At 42.4% G+C, this 16854-nt stretch carries 12 protein-coding genes; 4 read left to right on the top strand and 8 right to left on the bottom strand.

Going from position 1 to position 16854, the window contains the following annotated elements; translation table 11 throughout:
* Positions 1-4 precede the first annotated feature (4 nt).
* Genes xseA through VK179_20015 form a run of 3 tightly spaced genes read right to left on the bottom strand, consistent with a single transcriptional unit; the run spans position 5 to position 3756 of the window.
* Positions 5-1303: an exodeoxyribonuclease VII large subunit gene (gene xseA, locus VK179_20025; GenBank protein ID HLO61048.1), complete on the bottom strand. Its 1299-nt coding sequence runs from the start codon at positions 1301-1303 to the stop codon at positions 5-7.
* 1 nt (position 1304) lies between these two features.
* Entirely contained in the window at positions 1305-2996 is a 1692-nt protein-coding gene (locus VK179_20020) for a S8 family serine peptidase (GenBank protein HLO61047.1), read from the bottom strand.
* Positions 2962-3756, bottom strand: coding sequence for a hypothetical protein (locus tag VK179_20015; protein ID HLO61046.1), 795 nt, complete (start codon positions 3754-3756; stop codon positions 2962-2964). Before VK179_20015 ends, VK179_20020 begins: the two co-directional genes overlap by 35 nt.
* Positions 3757-3956: 200 nt before the next feature.
* Between VK179_20015 and VK179_20010 the strand changes: the two genes are divergently transcribed.
* From VK179_20010 to VK179_20000, 3 genes are read left to right on the top strand one after another with little or no spacing between them, the layout of a single operon-like run.
* Positions 3957-4736 (top strand): hypothetical protein, encoded by a 780-nt coding sequence (locus VK179_20010; protein ID HLO61045.1) that lies wholly within the window; start codon positions 3957-3959, stop codon positions 4734-4736.
* 18 nt (positions 4737-4754) lie between these two features.
* Complete coding sequence (locus VK179_20005; GenBank protein ID HLO61044.1) at positions 4755-5621, top strand: flavodoxin domain-containing protein; 867 nt, start codon at positions 4755-4757, stop codon at positions 5619-5621.
* A 23-nt stretch (positions 5622-5644) separates the two neighbouring features.
* Entirely contained in the window at positions 5645-6739 is a 1095-nt protein-coding gene (locus VK179_20000; protein ID HLO61043.1) for a DUF362 domain-containing protein, read from the top strand.
* Here VK179_20000 and VK179_19995 read toward each other — a convergent pair.
* Entirely contained in the window at positions 6736-8007 is a 1272-nt protein-coding gene (locus VK179_19995; protein HLO61042.1) for a serine hydrolase domain-containing protein, read from the bottom strand. The genes VK179_20000 and VK179_19995 overlap by 4 nt on opposite strands.
* Positions 8008-8124: 117 nt before the next feature.
* On the opposite strand from VK179_19995, the gene VK179_19990 reads away from it, so the two are divergent.
* On the top strand, positions 8125-8733 hold the full coding sequence (locus VK179_19990; GenBank protein HLO61041.1) for a T9SS type A sorting domain-containing protein: 609 nt from the start codon (positions 8125-8127) through the stop codon (positions 8731-8733).
* 25 nt (positions 8734-8758) lie between these two features.
* Here the strand turns inward: VK179_19990 and VK179_19985 are convergent, their stop codons facing one another.
* The 4 genes from VK179_19985 to dnaK form a co-directional block, all read right to left on the bottom strand.
* A complete protein-coding gene (locus tag VK179_19985) occupies positions 8759-10888 on the bottom strand; it encodes a hypothetical protein (protein ID HLO61040.1) in 2130 nt (709 codons plus the stop codon).
* Positions 10889-11042: 154 nt separating this feature from the next.
* The gene (locus VK179_19980) at positions 11043-12548 is read right to left on the bottom strand and encodes a hypothetical protein (GenBank protein ID HLO61039.1); all 1506 of its coding nucleotides are present in this window, start codon (positions 12546-12548) and stop codon (positions 11043-11045) included.
* Positions 12549-12551: 3 nt separating this feature from the next.
* The gene (locus VK179_19975) at positions 12552-14606 is read right to left on the bottom strand and encodes a M48 family metallopeptidase (protein HLO61038.1); all 2055 of its coding nucleotides are present in this window, start codon (positions 14604-14606) and stop codon (positions 12552-12554) included.
* A 143-nt stretch (positions 14607-14749) separates the two neighbouring features.
* Positions 14750-16678, bottom strand: a complete 1929-nt coding sequence (gene dnaK / locus VK179_19970; protein ID HLO61037.1) for a molecular chaperone DnaK — start codon at positions 16676-16678, stop codon at positions 14750-14752.
* Between the last annotated feature and the right edge of the window lie 176 nt (positions 16679-16854).

The raw sequence follows: 16854 nt of genomic DNA, 5'->3' as shown, positions 1-16854 counted from the left end.
GGGTTTAAAGAGTTTTACTTTTGAGAGTTCCTCCGGCAAGCCGTGTTTCGATCATTTCATCCGTTTTAATGGTTGAAGGGTCTTTGACCGCTTTGCCGTTGTGATATGTGATAGAATAACCACGCTGTAAGATTAAGAAAGGATCGAGATAGCTGTTCTTCTTTTCAAGAAGTTCAACTTCATGTTTTTTGTTCCGGATGAAATCATTCAGGGTGGTTTTCATTCGGACCTGCTTCGACTTCAGATCGGCCGAATTGCGGTACATCATTTGACGCAATCCTGAATTCAGGCTGTTCATACGGATCAAAAGCCCCTGCTTTTCGTGCTGCAGCTTCTGTTTTACAGATGGTTTCAGAAGAACGGCCAGATTATTCAGTCGTTCCTTTTCAAGTTGCACTGTATGATTCACCAAATCATACAGGCTTTCTGATCTTTCTGCTATTTCCTGTTCCGTGCTTCGGAAACAATCAATCAGGTATTCGGCCACGGCTGTAGGTGTTTTAAGTCGTTTGAAAGCCACCAGGTCTGCGATTGTTTCATCCTGTTCATGGCCTATTCCTGTTAAAATGGGGATTGGAAACTGGCAAATATTGTAATTCAGCCAGTAACTGTTGAAACAATGAAGATCGGATTGTGAACCGCCTCCACGGATAATGACAACGACATCGAAAAAATGATCGTAACTGTATATCCGGTCGAGTGCTTTGATGATCGATTGCTCAGCTTCATTGCCCTGGACCGCTGCCGGAAACAGTTTGAGATAAAATTGATAACCAAAAGGATTGTTCATCAACTGATCCATAAAATCACCGAAACCTGCGGCGGTTTTCGATGATATAACTGCAATACGCGCCGGTATAGCGGGCAATGACAGGCTGCGGTTCATTTCAAATACCCCTTCAGTAATAAGCCTGTTTATGATTTGCTGTTTTTGTTGTGCAAGTTCACCAAGGGTATACGAAGGTTCAATATCGGTAATGTTGAGGCTGAACCCGTATAGCTCATGAAACTCCGCATTTACTTTGAGCATCACTTTAATTCCCGGACAGAGTGTCATCCGCGTTGATGTTTCAAAGTAAGGCTGCAGCATCCTGTATACCGATGACCAGATGGTTGCCCTGACTTTTGCTTTTATCGATTCGGTTTCTTCATTCTTTTCAATAAGTTCGAGATAACAGTGGCCGGAAAAATTCACCTTGATTTCGCTGATCTCGGCAATTACCCACCAGGAGTTCGGGAGCGAGCTTTTCAGCGTCGCTTTTACCTGGCCGAGAAGTTCACAAAGTGTAATGTGTTTTTCCATTTTAATATTTTACCACTTTAATATTACCCGAAAGGGAACCGGCTTCAGTTCGCATAATATAAACACCTTTCTGGAGCCAGTCGAGATCATTGTCTATGACAAGATATTTTCTTGAATCTACTGCAGGATAGGCTTTTTTAAAAATCTCTTTTCCTGCCAGGTCGAACAATCGTACATTTACAGTTACACTTACCGGGGTTTCGAAAAACAGGTATAGCTGGTTTGAGAATGGATTCGGGAAAGCCATAACCGGTTCATGATTCTTGTTTTCACCCGTACTGGCTTTAAGCAACACATCCGCCAGGTTAAAATCGGGAATCCCATATCCATAATCACTATCAGGGTTATAAAACCTGTCAGCACTTTCAACAATAGCCCTGTAAACATCCATGGCGTTGGCACCGGGATTGGCCTGCCAGAGGCAGGCCGATAATCCTGTAATCACAGGCGAAGCGAATGAGGTTCCGCTTCCCTGCCTTATGGTTCCGTCAATTCCCTGGTTATATACACCCTGTCCAGGTGCCACAACGCTGGGTTTTACCCGGCCGTCTGATGAAGGTCCACGGCTGCTGAATTCTGCCAGCGAGCCCGAAGGATCTATAGCCCCGATCGTTAAGGCACTGTCGGCATCAGCCGGGGCTGAAATGTATTTCCAAAGGCCGTTTCCCTGGTTACCGGCACTGACAACCACAAGTATTCCTTTTGATGCGGCAATATCGGCTCCTATTGACACACGGGTTGTATTACCATCCATATCCGCATAGGTGTGATTCTGAACAGAATCATTGAACACTGTATAGCCAAGCGATGAATTGATGATGTCGGCACCGACGCTGTCGGCAAATTCAGCGGCAGCAATCCAGTTATCTTCTTCAATAATATATTCAGAACTGGCATTTTCTGATCGCAGAAGCCAGAAAGATGCATCAGGTGCTGTTCCTACCAGCTGTCCCGGAAGATTGCCACCGATTATTGAAAGCACTGACATTCCGTGACTGGATTGTGTATACACATTGTTTCCTGGTTCTACAAAATCACGCGTACCCAGTATCTGGCCATGTTCATAAAGCCGGTTAAATGCCGGCAGTGTGTCAGCATGATAAAACCCTGCGTCAATAACGGCTATAACCATGGCGTTGCCTGTGTATCCATTGTTATGGAGTACCTGTCCGTTTAATACAGCGGTCTGCCACCATGAAGGCCCGTAATTGTAAGTGGAAACGGTTTGAAATGACTGACTTGCCTGGTCTGCAGCGGATTTGCGGTGTAACTGACTGATTTTTGTTTTTTTATCAACGAATGGCCATGTGGCAATCCGATTAAGAACAGTGGAATCATGAACTTCAACCGTAACGGAATTAAACCATTTAGAAACAGTGAGTATCCTGGCACCTGAATTTCTTACACTGTCAATATACATTGCGGAAACGGGCAGGTCATTGTTTTTGATTATAATGTTCTGTTTCTGTCGTCTTTCAATAGACCTTTGTGACAAAAACTGTTCCGGCGCATCGGTTGTATAAGGAGAATTCTGTTTGTCGGTGAAAACAACCCGGTATTTCGAAGGTGCAGTTTGCTCAAACCCTACCTGGGCAATTATTCCTGCAGGGTGGATACCCAGCAGAACAAATCCGGTAAAAAGTATCCGTAAGAAGATATCACTTCTTATTGGGTTGCAGAAATTCAGTTTCATCGGGTTCATTAAATTTACCCTGTGATTCATCAATTAACCTGAAAAAGTCCTGTTCTTCCTTATTCAGCTGTTTTTCCTCAGCCGCCTTGCCTTCATTGTAATTCAATATATTTTCAACTGCCCCGTCTTCCTTGTAAAAAATCCATTTTCCTTCGCGCAGGCTGTTTTTATACTGACCGGTAATATACGGCTTTCCGTTATTGAAGTAAACAATAAAACCACCCTCCAGTTTATTATTATCGTAGTGTGCCATAAGCTTAGGAACATTGCCGTTGAAGTATTGCTCCCAATTGCCGTTTTTCAGGTTGTTTTTATATTCCGTTTTTTCTGAAATTTCACCATTGGGATAATAATTGATAAAAGATCCTTCACGGCTTCCTTTAATGTAGGATTCCCTTGAAGTGAGTGATTTGTTATAATAACTGTAGTAAGTCCAAACACTATCTTTTTCAGCATTAAAATAATTGCCCTGTGCTGCGAGTGTACCATCCTCGTAATATATTTTCGCCCGGGAAAATAAACCATCTTTGTCATACATTAAAATGGCTTTCAGCGCTCCTGATTCAAAATACCTGCGCATTTCCCCAACCGGCTTATTGTCCCTGAAAAAGCCCTTGTACATCAGTTTTCCGTTTGGCCACGATTTTTTCCAGTAGCCTTGTTTGCGGTTGGCCGCATCGGTTTGATTGAAGACAGTGTCTGACTGGCCAAACAGTGCCACGTTCAGTGAAATGAGAATAACCAGTGAAAGGAATCGCATAGTGTATTGATTATTGAAACAAAGATAGTAAAATTGATTTGTGCCGGTTATTGTATGAGAAAGCCAAAGATGTTCAGGGTACAGTTAAATAAAGTTAAACAAAATTGGCTTTTTGATTAAAACACTTGACATTGGAAAACGGGTTTTGTATATTTAATTCAGTAATTCTCAATGAATAAACCCCTAAATTCTTAAATCATATGAGAAAGTTATTTTTTATTGCCATCCTGTTTTCGGCAACCGGATTTTTATTTGGTCAGTCCCTTCAAAAAGGCAATCTGGTCGGCGTGCATGTGGCTGAACTGAGATTAAAGCCAGGCGTTACAGAGGAACAAGCCGTTGCCTTTATGCTTGAAAAGATGATACCGGCCTGGGAAAAGAATTATGATACAAAAGAATACCTGATGCGCAGTATTAAGGGAAAGGATATAGGAAAATTCGCCATCCTTACGGTTTTCAAAGATGAAAACCACAGGGATAAATACTATTCTAATAGTCCAGAGGCCAGGGGCGAATTAAAAAAGATTGATTTGGCGATGAAGGATGTCAATTCAGAATCCGACAAGTTCTGGTATCCCATTGATGCAACTTATAACGATTATCTGATTTTAGCCGGGAAAGGATGGGAAATTAAAAAGGGATCAATAATCAATATTAATAATGATGCGGTGCAATTGAACCTAGGCTTTACAAATCAACAATTTGTTGATTATTTCATTGACAATATAATACCTGCGGCAAATTCATATTACCCGGATTTGGGCATCAGTGCTTCAAGAATTATTCGTGGCGATGATTCTACAAAGGCAGGATTCATTTATTATTTCGCGGACGAAAATGTAAGGTCAAAGTTGTTCGATAAGGATGGTAATCAAACCCAATTCCTGATAGATTACTGGACTAAATATAAGGATATTTACGAGGGCTGGGGGAAAATTGGGACTATAGATGGTTCATTTAATGACTGGGTGGTATTATAAATTTTAATTTCATTAAGCATGAAACCTCTGAAAGTCCTTATCTGCACCCTGTCTCAGTCGGGTTCCACTGACAAAATCGCCAATAAAATAGGTGAAGGATTAACTTCATCCGGTATGGAAGTCCGGTATCATCCTGTCCTGAGTGGCCCTGTACCTGAAATTCTCTCGTATGATGCTATTGGAATAGGATGTCCGGCATATGTCTTCAGGCCTCCGTTTCCCATAACTGATTTTATACAATCATTGCCGGATTTGAAGAAGAAGTATTTCTTCACCTTTGTTCAGTATGGAACCAATCCCGGCGCCACAGGCAACAGGATAAGGAGACAATTCAGAAAAAAACATGCCATTGATGCCGGCTATCTGACCACACGAGGTGCTGATTATTTCATCGGGTACCTGCGCAAGGGATATTTCTTTTCAGCAGGTTTCCCCGGGGATTTCGAATTGCAAACAGCGGTTGAATTCGGTGTGAAGGTGGCTCACCGCATGCAACATGGTTACCCTGAAACCGAACCATATGATCCTTCTACGCCGCTTCTATATGCCATTGAGCGTTTCAGTGTGAACCGCTTCAATGCAAAACTATACCTGGCCAGGTCATACAAAGCCACAAAAGAATGTGATGGCTGTGGTATTTGTATAAAGAAATGCCCTGTGCAGAATATTAAGGAGGGTAAAAACAAGCGCCCGGTTTGGGGAAATAATTGCATGCTGTGCAATACCTGTGAGCTGAAATGTCCCAAAGACGCTATAAAGTCTCCCTATGACTGGGCTATGAACCAACCGTTTTTTACTATGAATATTAAAAGGGCGTTGAAACATCAATTGCCTTATTCAAAGATCAAGTTCCAGAAATCGAGAATTGAATACAATCCGAATTAGATTATTCATTACAGTCAAAAACTATGGTCCTGGATGATTATACCTTAAACAGGCGCAAATTCCTTAAAACAGGAATGATGAGTGCCGGTGCGCTGGCTGCAGCACCTGTTTTGAAACCGTTTGAAGATATCTTTACTTCGAAAGAACATATCGTCAGCATTGTCAGAATCCAATTCGACAGGGTGGACAAAGCCGTCGAGGAAGCCATTGATCTGTTGGACGGAATATCAAGGCTTACAAAGCACAAGCAGAAGATCATGCTGAAGCCGAACCTTGTTTTTGATTCATCGGATTGTACTACAAAACCGGCTGTTATCAGAACGCTGGCCATGCTGATGAAAAAGGCGGGAAAAGAAGTACTGATCGGCGAAGGATCGGCTGCTGCATCAGGGATTAATGCCGATGAACAGAATGTTTACAGGACACAAAAAGCTGATTTGCTTGACAGGCTTCAGAAACAGATATTCAATAAGCTTGGCTATACGGATATTGCCGACGAACTCGGAATACCACTTGTAAACCTTCATACCGGCGAGATGGTTACAGTGGATGTCCCCGGTGCTCATCATTTTAAAAAATTAACCCTGCACAAATCGCTTAGTGAAATAGATATGCTGTGTTCGGTGCCAATGATGAAAACCCACGTGCTGGCAACCGTAACCCTCGGGCTTAAAAACGTGATCGGACTTTACCCCGGGACTGCCTATTGTTCTGTCCGGAGCTGTGTTCATGCCGAAGCCGAGGAAGGAGGATCAAAAGGGGTTGCCTTCGAGATCATCGATATGGCGAGGGCGAATAAAATGGGACTGACAGTGATTGATGGTTCAATGGCTATGGAAGGTGACGGACCATCAGGGGGCAAACTGGTGAAAACTGACCTGATCATTGCCGGTACAAGTCCGCTCGCTGCTGACATGGTTGCCTCAGCCATCATGGGTTTTGAGCCGAATGAAATTCCTCACTTTAACCTGGCTCATGAATCGGGTATGCACCCAATGAGCCTGGATGAAATTGAAATCCGGGGATTACAAATAAATGATGTGCGGCGTCCTTTCGAACGACCGCACATTATCCCTTTTGGACAGATCAAAGATTTCTGGGGAGTGAAAGAGGTTTAGTCTTCCAGCGCCGAATAAACTAGAACCCTGAATTTGCTTTCAATGTCACCATGAGATAACGGCCATTGCTGGCAGAAAAGCAGGCAGACAAGGTTCTTATCCGGATCAGCCCAATAGGTAGTGCCCCAGAAGCCTCCCCATGAGAAAGATCCTTTTGTAACACCCATAACAGCCTGGCCATCTTCGGTTGTTACCTGGAAACCAAGGCCGAACTTATCTTTTCCAAGTGTAAGGTTTCCTATCTGGTTACATGTCATGAGTTCCACAGTACGTTCTGAAAGAATTCTCTTTCCGTTGTAAACACCGCCATCTACCATCATCTGAAGGAATTTTGCATAATCGGTGATGGTTGAGGATAAGCCGGCCCCGCCTGAATAATAGGTTCCTGAAACAACAGGATAATCCACATTTAAACCAGGAAAAGCTTTTTCATTCCAGTTTACCCACTCTCCTTTTTCATTTTCGGTATGTACCTTTACAACCCGGCTTTGCTTATCTGCAGGTACATAAAAATACGTGTCAGTCATGCCAAGCGGATCAAATATCCGCTGCTTCATGAAATCACTGAGCGACTGTCCGGATAACACTTCTACAAGGTAACCAAGGACATCCACATTCAACCCGTAAGTGAACTGTTCACCGGGCTGGTGAACTAAAGGGAGCCCTCCGAGTTTTTTCATGGCATCGGCCAATACAAGTGGTTCAGCTACGAATCCGGCCTGAATGCCGCTTTTTGCATATATGGCTTTCATAATTGGAGAACCGATTCCTGCATAATCAATACCGGAGGTATGAGTGAGCAAATCACGGATGGTAACCTCGCGGCTTGCAGGTAACGTAGTGTATGTAGTGTCTTTTTCATTGAATTTATCCAGCACAGTGGGGTGGGTAAATTCAGGTATGTATTTTGAAACCGGATCATCAAGCAAATATTTCCCTTCCTCATACAGCATCATAACGGCCACGCTGGTTATGGCTTTAGTTTGTGAAGCTATTCTGAATATAGCATCCTTTTTCATTTCTTTATTCTGATCAGGGTCATCCATTCCGAATGCCCTGTAATAGGCAATTTTGCCGTCACGGGCTATATAGGCCACAGCGCCCGCAATGTAATGGTTATTGATATAACTGTTAACCATCGTATCTATCCGGTTAAGCCTGTCGGCTGAAATCTTAACCGATGAAGAAGTTACTTCAGTGCTGGCATTATTCACACATGAAAGAATAGTGAAGCCCAACAGGGAAAACAGAAGAAAAATTGGTTTCATATTGAGGATATTATGGTTTTGAAAGCAAAGGGTGATACCGACCCTTAAAGTAATAAAAGAAGGACAAAAATCAAAACATTTATCAGAATGACCTGTTATAACCGTAAACCTTTAGCCATGAAATATTTATTGTTACTTTCTGTCATGTTTCTGACAACTTTTTCTTCTTTTTCGCAGGTAACCCATGTTGTGCAGGCAAACGGATTTGCTTATTCGCCTGCAACCCTTACAATAAATCTCGGTGACAGTGTTCGTTTCGAGGCCGGGGCAAGTCACCCTACCCGGCAGGTAAGTTCAGATACCTGGGATGCCAAGGGGACAACCCTGTTAGCCGGTGGTTTTGATTTTCCTTCGGGCAATGGAACCGTGGGATTTGACCAGCCCGGAACTTATTTTTATGTCTGCACGGCCCATGTAGCATCTCACGGGATGAAGGGAAAAATTATTGTTCAGGCGGCGACACCGGTTAATGCGGTCTCTGATGAATCGGTGAGGATATACCCGGTTCCTTTGAAAGGAAATGAACTGTCGGTTGAATGGAAACTTCCTGTGAAAAGTGCTATTATCCAGGTATTCAGCCTTTCCGGGTCCCTTGTGATAAACCTGCGGCATGAAATGGTTTCCGGTGTATCAACGATTGATTGTTCAAAGTTGCCTTCTGGCATGTACTTGCTGAAATTACAGTCGGATGATGTATTGAAAGAGTTTAAATTTCTGAAAGAGTAACGAAATCAGAAAATGAGCAACCAGGTTACCAGGTTACCTGTACTATTTGTGACCATTCCGAATCGCCTGCCTCATTGGTACCTTTGATCCGGTAAAAATAGGTTTTGCCTTTTTCGGCCCATTCATCTGTAAAAAGAGTAAGGGGTTCCGAAGACTCAGAAGAAGCCTCAAATTTGGACACTTCACCTAAAACGGAATCTTCGAGGCCTGTGCGGATAATTTTCCATGGTCCATCGTCCGATTCAGCCCGTTCAAGGGTGTAAAAAGCTGCCCCTGTTGATCCGCGCCATGTAAATCCTGTTTTATTCACAAAAAGGACAGGGGCAGGAGAGGGCTTTTCATATTCCGGTGGCGGGATTCCGCGGATCAGGTAAGCTTCCTTACGGAGTAAGGAAAGCAAAGGAATTTCATCATAGGTAAAACCTGCAGAAAACCCGGGGACATGAAATGAATTTACGGGTGTTCCTCCTTCATTGTGGTAGTACCAGCCGCCGTCACGGCGGTGACTGCGAATGCTCCACATCAGACCACCTGTGATATCCGATTCACGGATTGTCTTCATCAGTTCAGCAATGTTTTCGGTGGTTCCTAGTCCAAATTCATCTACGATCAATGGTTTTTTACCCTTACACATATTGTACGATTCAAGTGCCAGGGGTGCCAGTATGTAAGGCCTCCCGCCCATTTTGTTCCAGTATTCATACAGATGATCACTGATTACATCAATATTGGTGTCGGCCATCAGCTTTTCCCTGTCAGCACCTCCGGCTTCCATGACAAGGTGGTTGGGGTCAACTTTCTTGATGTAAGCAGCCATTTCAAGGCTCCATGCCAGGATCTTCGGTGACCATTCGTCATACTTCAGACCCCTGTCACCTGCATAGCTGCCAAACTCATTGCCAAGCTGCCAGGCGAGTATAGCGGGGTCGTTTTTATACAGAATTCCGTTAACCGTGTTTTTCCGGTTCAGGATAAAATCAAGAAAATGCCTGAAATCAGCTTTTTGATCCGGGTCAGTCCAGAACGAACCTTTCGGTTTCCCTGCCAGGGCTGAAAATTCGTCAACTCCCCTCACACTGGGAAATGACTGCGAAGCGATAAACGGGATAATTAGCCGTACATCGTACTGATGTGCCAGCGCTACAACCCGGTCCAGGCATTGAAAGGCTTCTTCGTTATATTGCCGGTGACCGCTGAAATAAACAGGCATATTACTGTCATCGGGGTGATATACTGAAAGAGAAAAAGTGCGGGTGGCACGTCCTCCCTCACGCCTTATCCCGTCGAGAATATCGCTGATCTCATACTCATCGGGAAAGCGATTGGTGCGGTCATTCCTTACCTGGTTTTCGTTGGCCTGGATATTTGGTGCCGCCAGTCCCATGAAACGGAAGACCTTGTCACCTTCATAAAGCTTGTCTCCTTTTCTTGTGATAATTGGCCAATCAGGGTTTGAGTTTTTCGAGGTTTCAGGTTTTTCCTCAATAAACAGGAAATCAAGATAAGCAAGGTTAGCTCCTTTGTTGTATTTCAATGTGAGCAGGTTTAAGCCCTGGTGAGTGAATATGATTTCACCAACTGTAGCCTGAGCCCAGTAATGCCAGTTTCCGGTTTCTTCGGGCAATAGAAGTTTACAGGCAAAAGAGTTATTCAGCCATAATTCGGAATGATTGTCTTTATTGCCGTACACGGTAATGATCCTGTATTTGCCAGGTTTAATTACGTTTACCGTATAGTTGGTCCATTCTCCGTCCTCCTGCCAGCCTATGTAAAGCTGATTCACTTTCGGATCCACCTTGTTCGGATGGTTAAAATCAGCCCAATCTTTTGTGTATGATATGTCAACACCCTCTTTTTCACGGAAGAAAGCAGTGTAGGCTGTAATCCCCGGACGCCAGTGACTACCGTAGTCGTGCACTTCGTGATTCAGTTTGGAGCCTTCATTTTCAGGTGTGGAATCGTGATAGCCGACACCTTCTCCTCCCAGATCATAATATGCCAGTTCAACCCGACCGGGAATGACCTGGGCTCCGGAACAATACACTGAATCCTGGTATGGCTTCCCTTTATACCCGGCAGGGATCTGAGCCTGAATCGCAGAGGATGCAATCACCAGTGCGCAGGTAACTATAATTTTTAATGCAGGTTTCAGCATACTAATCTTTTTTGAATTGGATTTAACTGGCAATATAAGAAAAAATAAAAAGCCCCGAATATAGTCAGGCAGACTCTTCAAGGGTATCATTAATCGCTGGAAGGGCACACATGTTTGAGATACAGAAGAAGCGGACACCCTTGAAGGGTGATATTTATTCAGTAGTAAGACGACCGAAACGATATTGTAACCCCTTTTGGGCAAAAATAAACAGAGTACGTGAATGAGGAACCGGGTAATTAACCTGGGGTTTGAAATAGATTTCCTCACTCTGGAGCTGAGTATATTTATTTTTAATTATTTCACCAGTCGTTTTGTTTATAGTAATAATGACCGGTACACTGTTTTTAAGTTCTTTTATTAATACCCGTTTATATAGATATTGCCGGTTCAGATAAGGTACATTTTCAATGTGATCATTATAGGCTACATATAAACAGGAATCATCAGTCCATGGCAATATAGATAAGTACTCGCATTTCTTTAACATTTTTGCCGCGGTGAGCATCGAGACCGAAGATTTATTATACTGGCTTTTTGGAATAAGGTATGTATGAAGAACTGTCCCATCTTTTGTCAGATCAAAGATTGCCACATCGTTAAACCATGTAAGGCTGTTCACAGTGTATTGTCCTGCTATAAAACGTCTGTCATACCTTTCACAAAATAAATACATTCCTCCGTCTTTCTTATTTATTGAAATAATATTGGAGTAATTCATGTTTTCAGGATCATCCGGTCTTGAAAAATCGAGAGTTTGACTTAAACTATCGCTGAATTCACTGAACCTGTTAATCATTATTTCTTTTGAGATCCTGTCTATTTCCAGAAAATACAGACCTTCATTCTTATTTGTCAAACCGTATAAACCAGTGACAACCAGGTTTTGGTCATTATTGAAGCCCAGATAAGCACTTTTAAGAATAGTGTTTGGATGTTGTTCGGAAAAATCGATTTTTTCTTCCCATTTTTCATAGTTATTAAACACATCATAGGAAGCTATAAACAGCCCCTCCCTACTGGCTTTCATAAAGTATACCGATCCGTTGTTATCAAGCTGGTAATTGAAAGTCTTGTAATTCAGTTCATCTGATTCAATCCGCTCGGTTTTATCAAGCACAATTTGGAGACTGTCGTTGAAAAGCACATAACTATTCTGATGAATTCTTTTGTTCCGGATATAGCAATAATGATTAACCAATATCATTTTACCATCTTGTGAAGTGATTGCACTGAACTCACCTGCACGCCTGCTATTTTCTACAGGGAGTTTCATTAATTTGATGGCCGTACCTATTCCGCGGCCTGTTACAGCGTCAACCGCAAAAGCACGTAATTCAGCCGTTTTGTCGTTCTCATTATAAAATGAGTAGAAAACAATGAACTTATCATTTATGAGATTTATCAGTTCAATTTCACTTTCCTGGGGTTTAATGACTTTTGTTGAATACACGGGCGTCATTTTATTTATATCGAATTTTTCGATATAGAAATCCGTGTAATCGGATGCCAGTGTATAGATATAATTGCTGTCAGCTTTCAGAATTTGCGGGCTATAATTTTCATTCAGAGATTTGTTCAATTCTCCCCAGGTTATTTCCTGGGATGAAATCTTAATTGCATTGAAAATCAGCAGGCTTAACAGCAGAACTCTTGCCATAATTTATTTTTTTGTGAGTATTTGAAGATCTTTAGTTAAAAGATCTTTTAATGAGCTGGTGGAAAAAGAGCGGTCACTATTTTCATAGACTGTTTCACCATTATAAACATCATAGTATGTCATATTATAATAGTGCAATCCGCCTTTTCCTAATATTACAGGGAAACACAGAAGTAATGTTCCCGATTCATTAATCAGGTTGTAATCTGATAAACTTAATGGGAGAACCGTGCATTTATGATTTGTCAACAGTTCCTCCCTGAGTTCTTTCATTGTACAGAGCTGATTATATCCCTGGATGTTGTCCGGAAGCAATCTTGAGCTTAACAATCTGACAGAACTCTTATTCATCCTGTTGAATTCGTTAACCACTTCGTCTAGTAATACTTTATATTTCTCAGTATTATCCGAAGTATTCGCACCACTGAAATCCAGATCAACATAAATGGGATCAACAACAATGACATTCTGATATTTTATGGGTAATCCATTTTCTCTTAAAGATTGAACGTACAATTCTTCTTGTTTTTCCTTTTCTTTAAAACTTAATTCTTCGGAATGTCTTTTCTGTGAAGCAAAAAATTCAGCTTTATGAAATTTGCTGATCAGAGAAGTATCGTGTTTCTCACCACAGAATGCATTAAGATGGAAATTCTCAAATTTTTTCTTTAAAGCTAACATCTCATTTGCGTCATTACTGCTATGCTCATTTATTCCCGGATATTTATGGTAAATATCATTGAAGTCTTTGAGCAGGATTTTATGAAAGAAGACCAGATCGTTGATCAGATCAGTTTCCATCTGTTCCAGATAAATATTTTCGGGAAAGCTTCTTTTGAGATCATGTACATATTTTAGAGCCACTGTGTTGAGTTGCTGAGCATTCAATTGCCGGAAGAGATAGTATAATTGCTGAGATTCCCCTTCTATTTTAGAATAGGGACTTGTTACCAGATGGAATTCATTAATATTCCTGAATTTAGCCAGGCCATAGAGAGCTTTTGCTATCGAAACCAGGAGGTATTCATTATCCGGGTATTTGTCCATAAGCAGGTAGGCATCATAAAATGCCCTGGTATAGTTTCTTCCCAGAAGTTCAAGCCGCACGCACTCAAATTTACTTATTTCGGACAGCTTGTGGAATTCCGATTCAGAAACCAGGTAATCGTTTCCGTTTTCAGGTCTATTATTAATGATTTTTTCGGCAATTTCCGTGCGCTTTTCAATATTTGGATGTTCGTGGTATTCATCTTTAGTGGTTTCATTGGCTTTGATAACTGCGATGCTATCCTTGAAAAAAACACCCGGTATTGCAAAGCTGTCCGAGTTAAAAAAACCGATATCAAAGGGCTTGTTGGCAAACGGAAGGCCTTCAAATTTCTCAATATTAAAAAATTTGATTATCTCGGATGGATCATATCGGGTTTGCAGATAAAGTTCTATTCCCAGGCTGTCGGCCTCCAGTTCATAATCATGTGAGCGATTGAAATACAGCTCGATTCTTTCATCCAGAGACATACTTCCATAAATACCCTTTCCCTTAATCACATTTTGTTTATCTACATAAGAATCCTTCCAGTGATTCACTTTCATATGAGCGAGTTCATGGCAGATTACGAAAGCCAGCTGGGCTTCATTTTCCAAGTAGGCAAGTGAACCTGTATTAACGAAAATGAACCCATAGGGCGCAGTGGCAGCATTTAAACTTGCAGATTTTAAATTGTAAATTTTTGCCTGAGTTCTTAGTTCCGGCTGATCTTTAAGAATTTCATCAACTATTTTGTTGAAATAAGTGCTAAAAGGATCTCCGAAACTAACTCTTCCGCTTTGCAGAACATCATCTAATACATTGAAACTTTTGATAAGAATTTCTTTATTGTCTTTAAACTCTCCGGGATTAATATTTTTATAACTTTCTATTTTAGAGCTTGTTGAGAGCAGAAATTCAGATGGTATTTCCCCGGCAGAAACGATTCCTGAAAACGGCACATTTGATTGCTGGGCAGATAGCAAAAAACTCACAAATAGTAAACAGATGATTTTGATGAAACGGAGCATTGCAAAAAAGCGGTTTTTGTAAGCAGTTTTTGTTTATTGATACGGTTTTTAGGAAGCTTTGTTTCAACATCAAAGGTGAGGCCAACACTCAAATAAAAAACCCCGCCTCATAGAGCGGGGTTTACTACACTTAAAAACTGAACTTATTTCACTTCTTCAAAATCCACATCGGTAACTTCATCATCTTTTTTACCGCCCTGGTTAGCGCCAGCGTTTCCTGCATCAGCGGTGTAACCCTGCTGAGGACCGCCCTGCGGGCCACCGGCCTGCTGCTGGTTTTTATAAAGCTCTTCCGAAGCGGCCTGCCATACTGAAGTCAGTTCGGCAGTGGCTTTATCAATAGCGCTCAGGTTTTTCGATTTATGGGCCTCTTTGAGGTTATTCAATGCACTCTCAATTGGTCCTTTCTTATCGGCAGGTAGCTTGTCGCCAAATTCCTTGAGCTGTTTTTCAGTCTGGAATATCAGGCTGTCGGCGGCATTCAGCTTATCTACTTCTTCACGCTGGGCTTTATCACGGGCTTCATTTTCCCTTGCTTCGCGTTTCATCTTTTCGATTTCATCGGAAGAAAGTCCTGATGAGGCCTCGATACGGATGCTCTGCTGTTTTCCGGTACCTTTATCTTTTGCCGAAACGTGGAGGATACCGTTAGCATCAATATCGAATGTGACTTCGATCTGCGGAATGCCTCTTGGTGCAGGCGGAATCCCGTCGAGATGGAATCTTCCTATGGTCTTGTTATCAGCAGCCATCGGTCTTTCACCCTGCAGGATATGTATTTCAACTGAGGGCTGGTTATCTGATGCCGTTGTAAAAGTTTCTGTCTTCTTGGTCGGGATGGTTGTGTTGGCCTCAATAAGCCTTGTAGCTACACCGCCCATGGTTTCGATACCAAGCGACAGAGGGGTTACGTCAAGCAAAAGGATATCCTTTACTTCACCGGTGAGAACACCGCCCTGAATAGCAGCACCAACTGCCACAACCTCGTCCGGGTTTACGCCCTTTGAAGGTTTCTTACCAAAGAATTTCTCAACCACATCCTGGATCACCGGGATACGGGTAGAACCACCCACAAGGATTACCTCGTTAATATCAGATGTAGATAAACCGGCATCCTGTATGGCTTTACGGCAAGGCTCAATAGTGGCCTGTACGAGCGGGTCAATAAGACTTTCGAATTTTGCCCGGGTAAGGGTTTTTACAAGGTGTTTGGGAATACCGTCAACCGGCATGATGTATGGCAGGTTAATCTCGGTCTGAGTTGAACTCGACAATTCGATCTTTGCCTTTTCTGCAGCCTCTTTCAGACGTTGAAGGGCCATAGGGTCTTTCTTAAGGTCTACACCTTCGTCTTTTTTAAACTCTTCGGCAAGCCAGTCGATCACACACTGGTCAAAGTCGTCACCACCCAGGTGGGTATCACCGTTTGTTGATTTTACTTCAAAAACGCCATCACCCAGTTCAAGGATGGAAATATCAAATGTACCGCCGCCAAGGTCATACACGGCGATCTTCATGTCATGATGCTTCTTATCCAGGCCGTATGCCAGGGATGCGGCAGTGGGTTCGTTGATGATACGTTTCACTTTGAGCCCGGCAATTTCTCCGGCTTCTTTTGTAGCCTGGCGCTGTGAGTCGCTGAAATAGGCAGGCACGGTGATAACAGCTTCGGTTACTTCATGGCCCAGGTAATCTTCAGCTGTTTTCTTCATTTTTTGAAGAACAAGAGCCGAAACTTCCTGCGGAGTAAATTTGCGGTCATCTATGACTACCCTGGGTGTGTTGTTGTCTCCTTTAACCACCTTGTAAGGAACACGGTTTACTTCCTTGGTGACTTTGTCGAAGGTTTCACCCATGAAACGCTTTATGGAATAAACGGTTTTATGCGGATTGGTAATAGCCTGACGTTTTGCAGGATCACCTACTTTGCGTTCGCCGTTATCCATGAAAGCTACCATCGAAGGAGTTGTGCGTTTACCTTCGCTGTTGGGAATTACAACCGGTTCATTACCCTCCATAACTGCAACGCATGAATTGGTCGTCCCCAGATCGATTCCGATAATTTTACTCATGCCTAAATATTTTATAGGTTAATATTATTCGTTTAGCTGGTATTTGACAATGATTGTGCCATTCAAACCGGTATGACAAATAGACAGAAATCTCAACATTGGAGTGTCACTTACCTGTCATATGTTGAAAAGCCGGCCTTAATAGTCTGACACTTTGTAATGGTTTTGTTGCTTTA

This window comes from Bacteroidales bacterium (assembly GCA_035299085.1).
Lineage (GTDB): Bacteria > Bacteroidota > Bacteroidia > Bacteroidales > UBA10428 > UBA5072.
The sequence above is the reverse complement of the archived record's forward strand: the minus strand, read 5'-3'. Positions and strand labels throughout refer to the sequence as shown.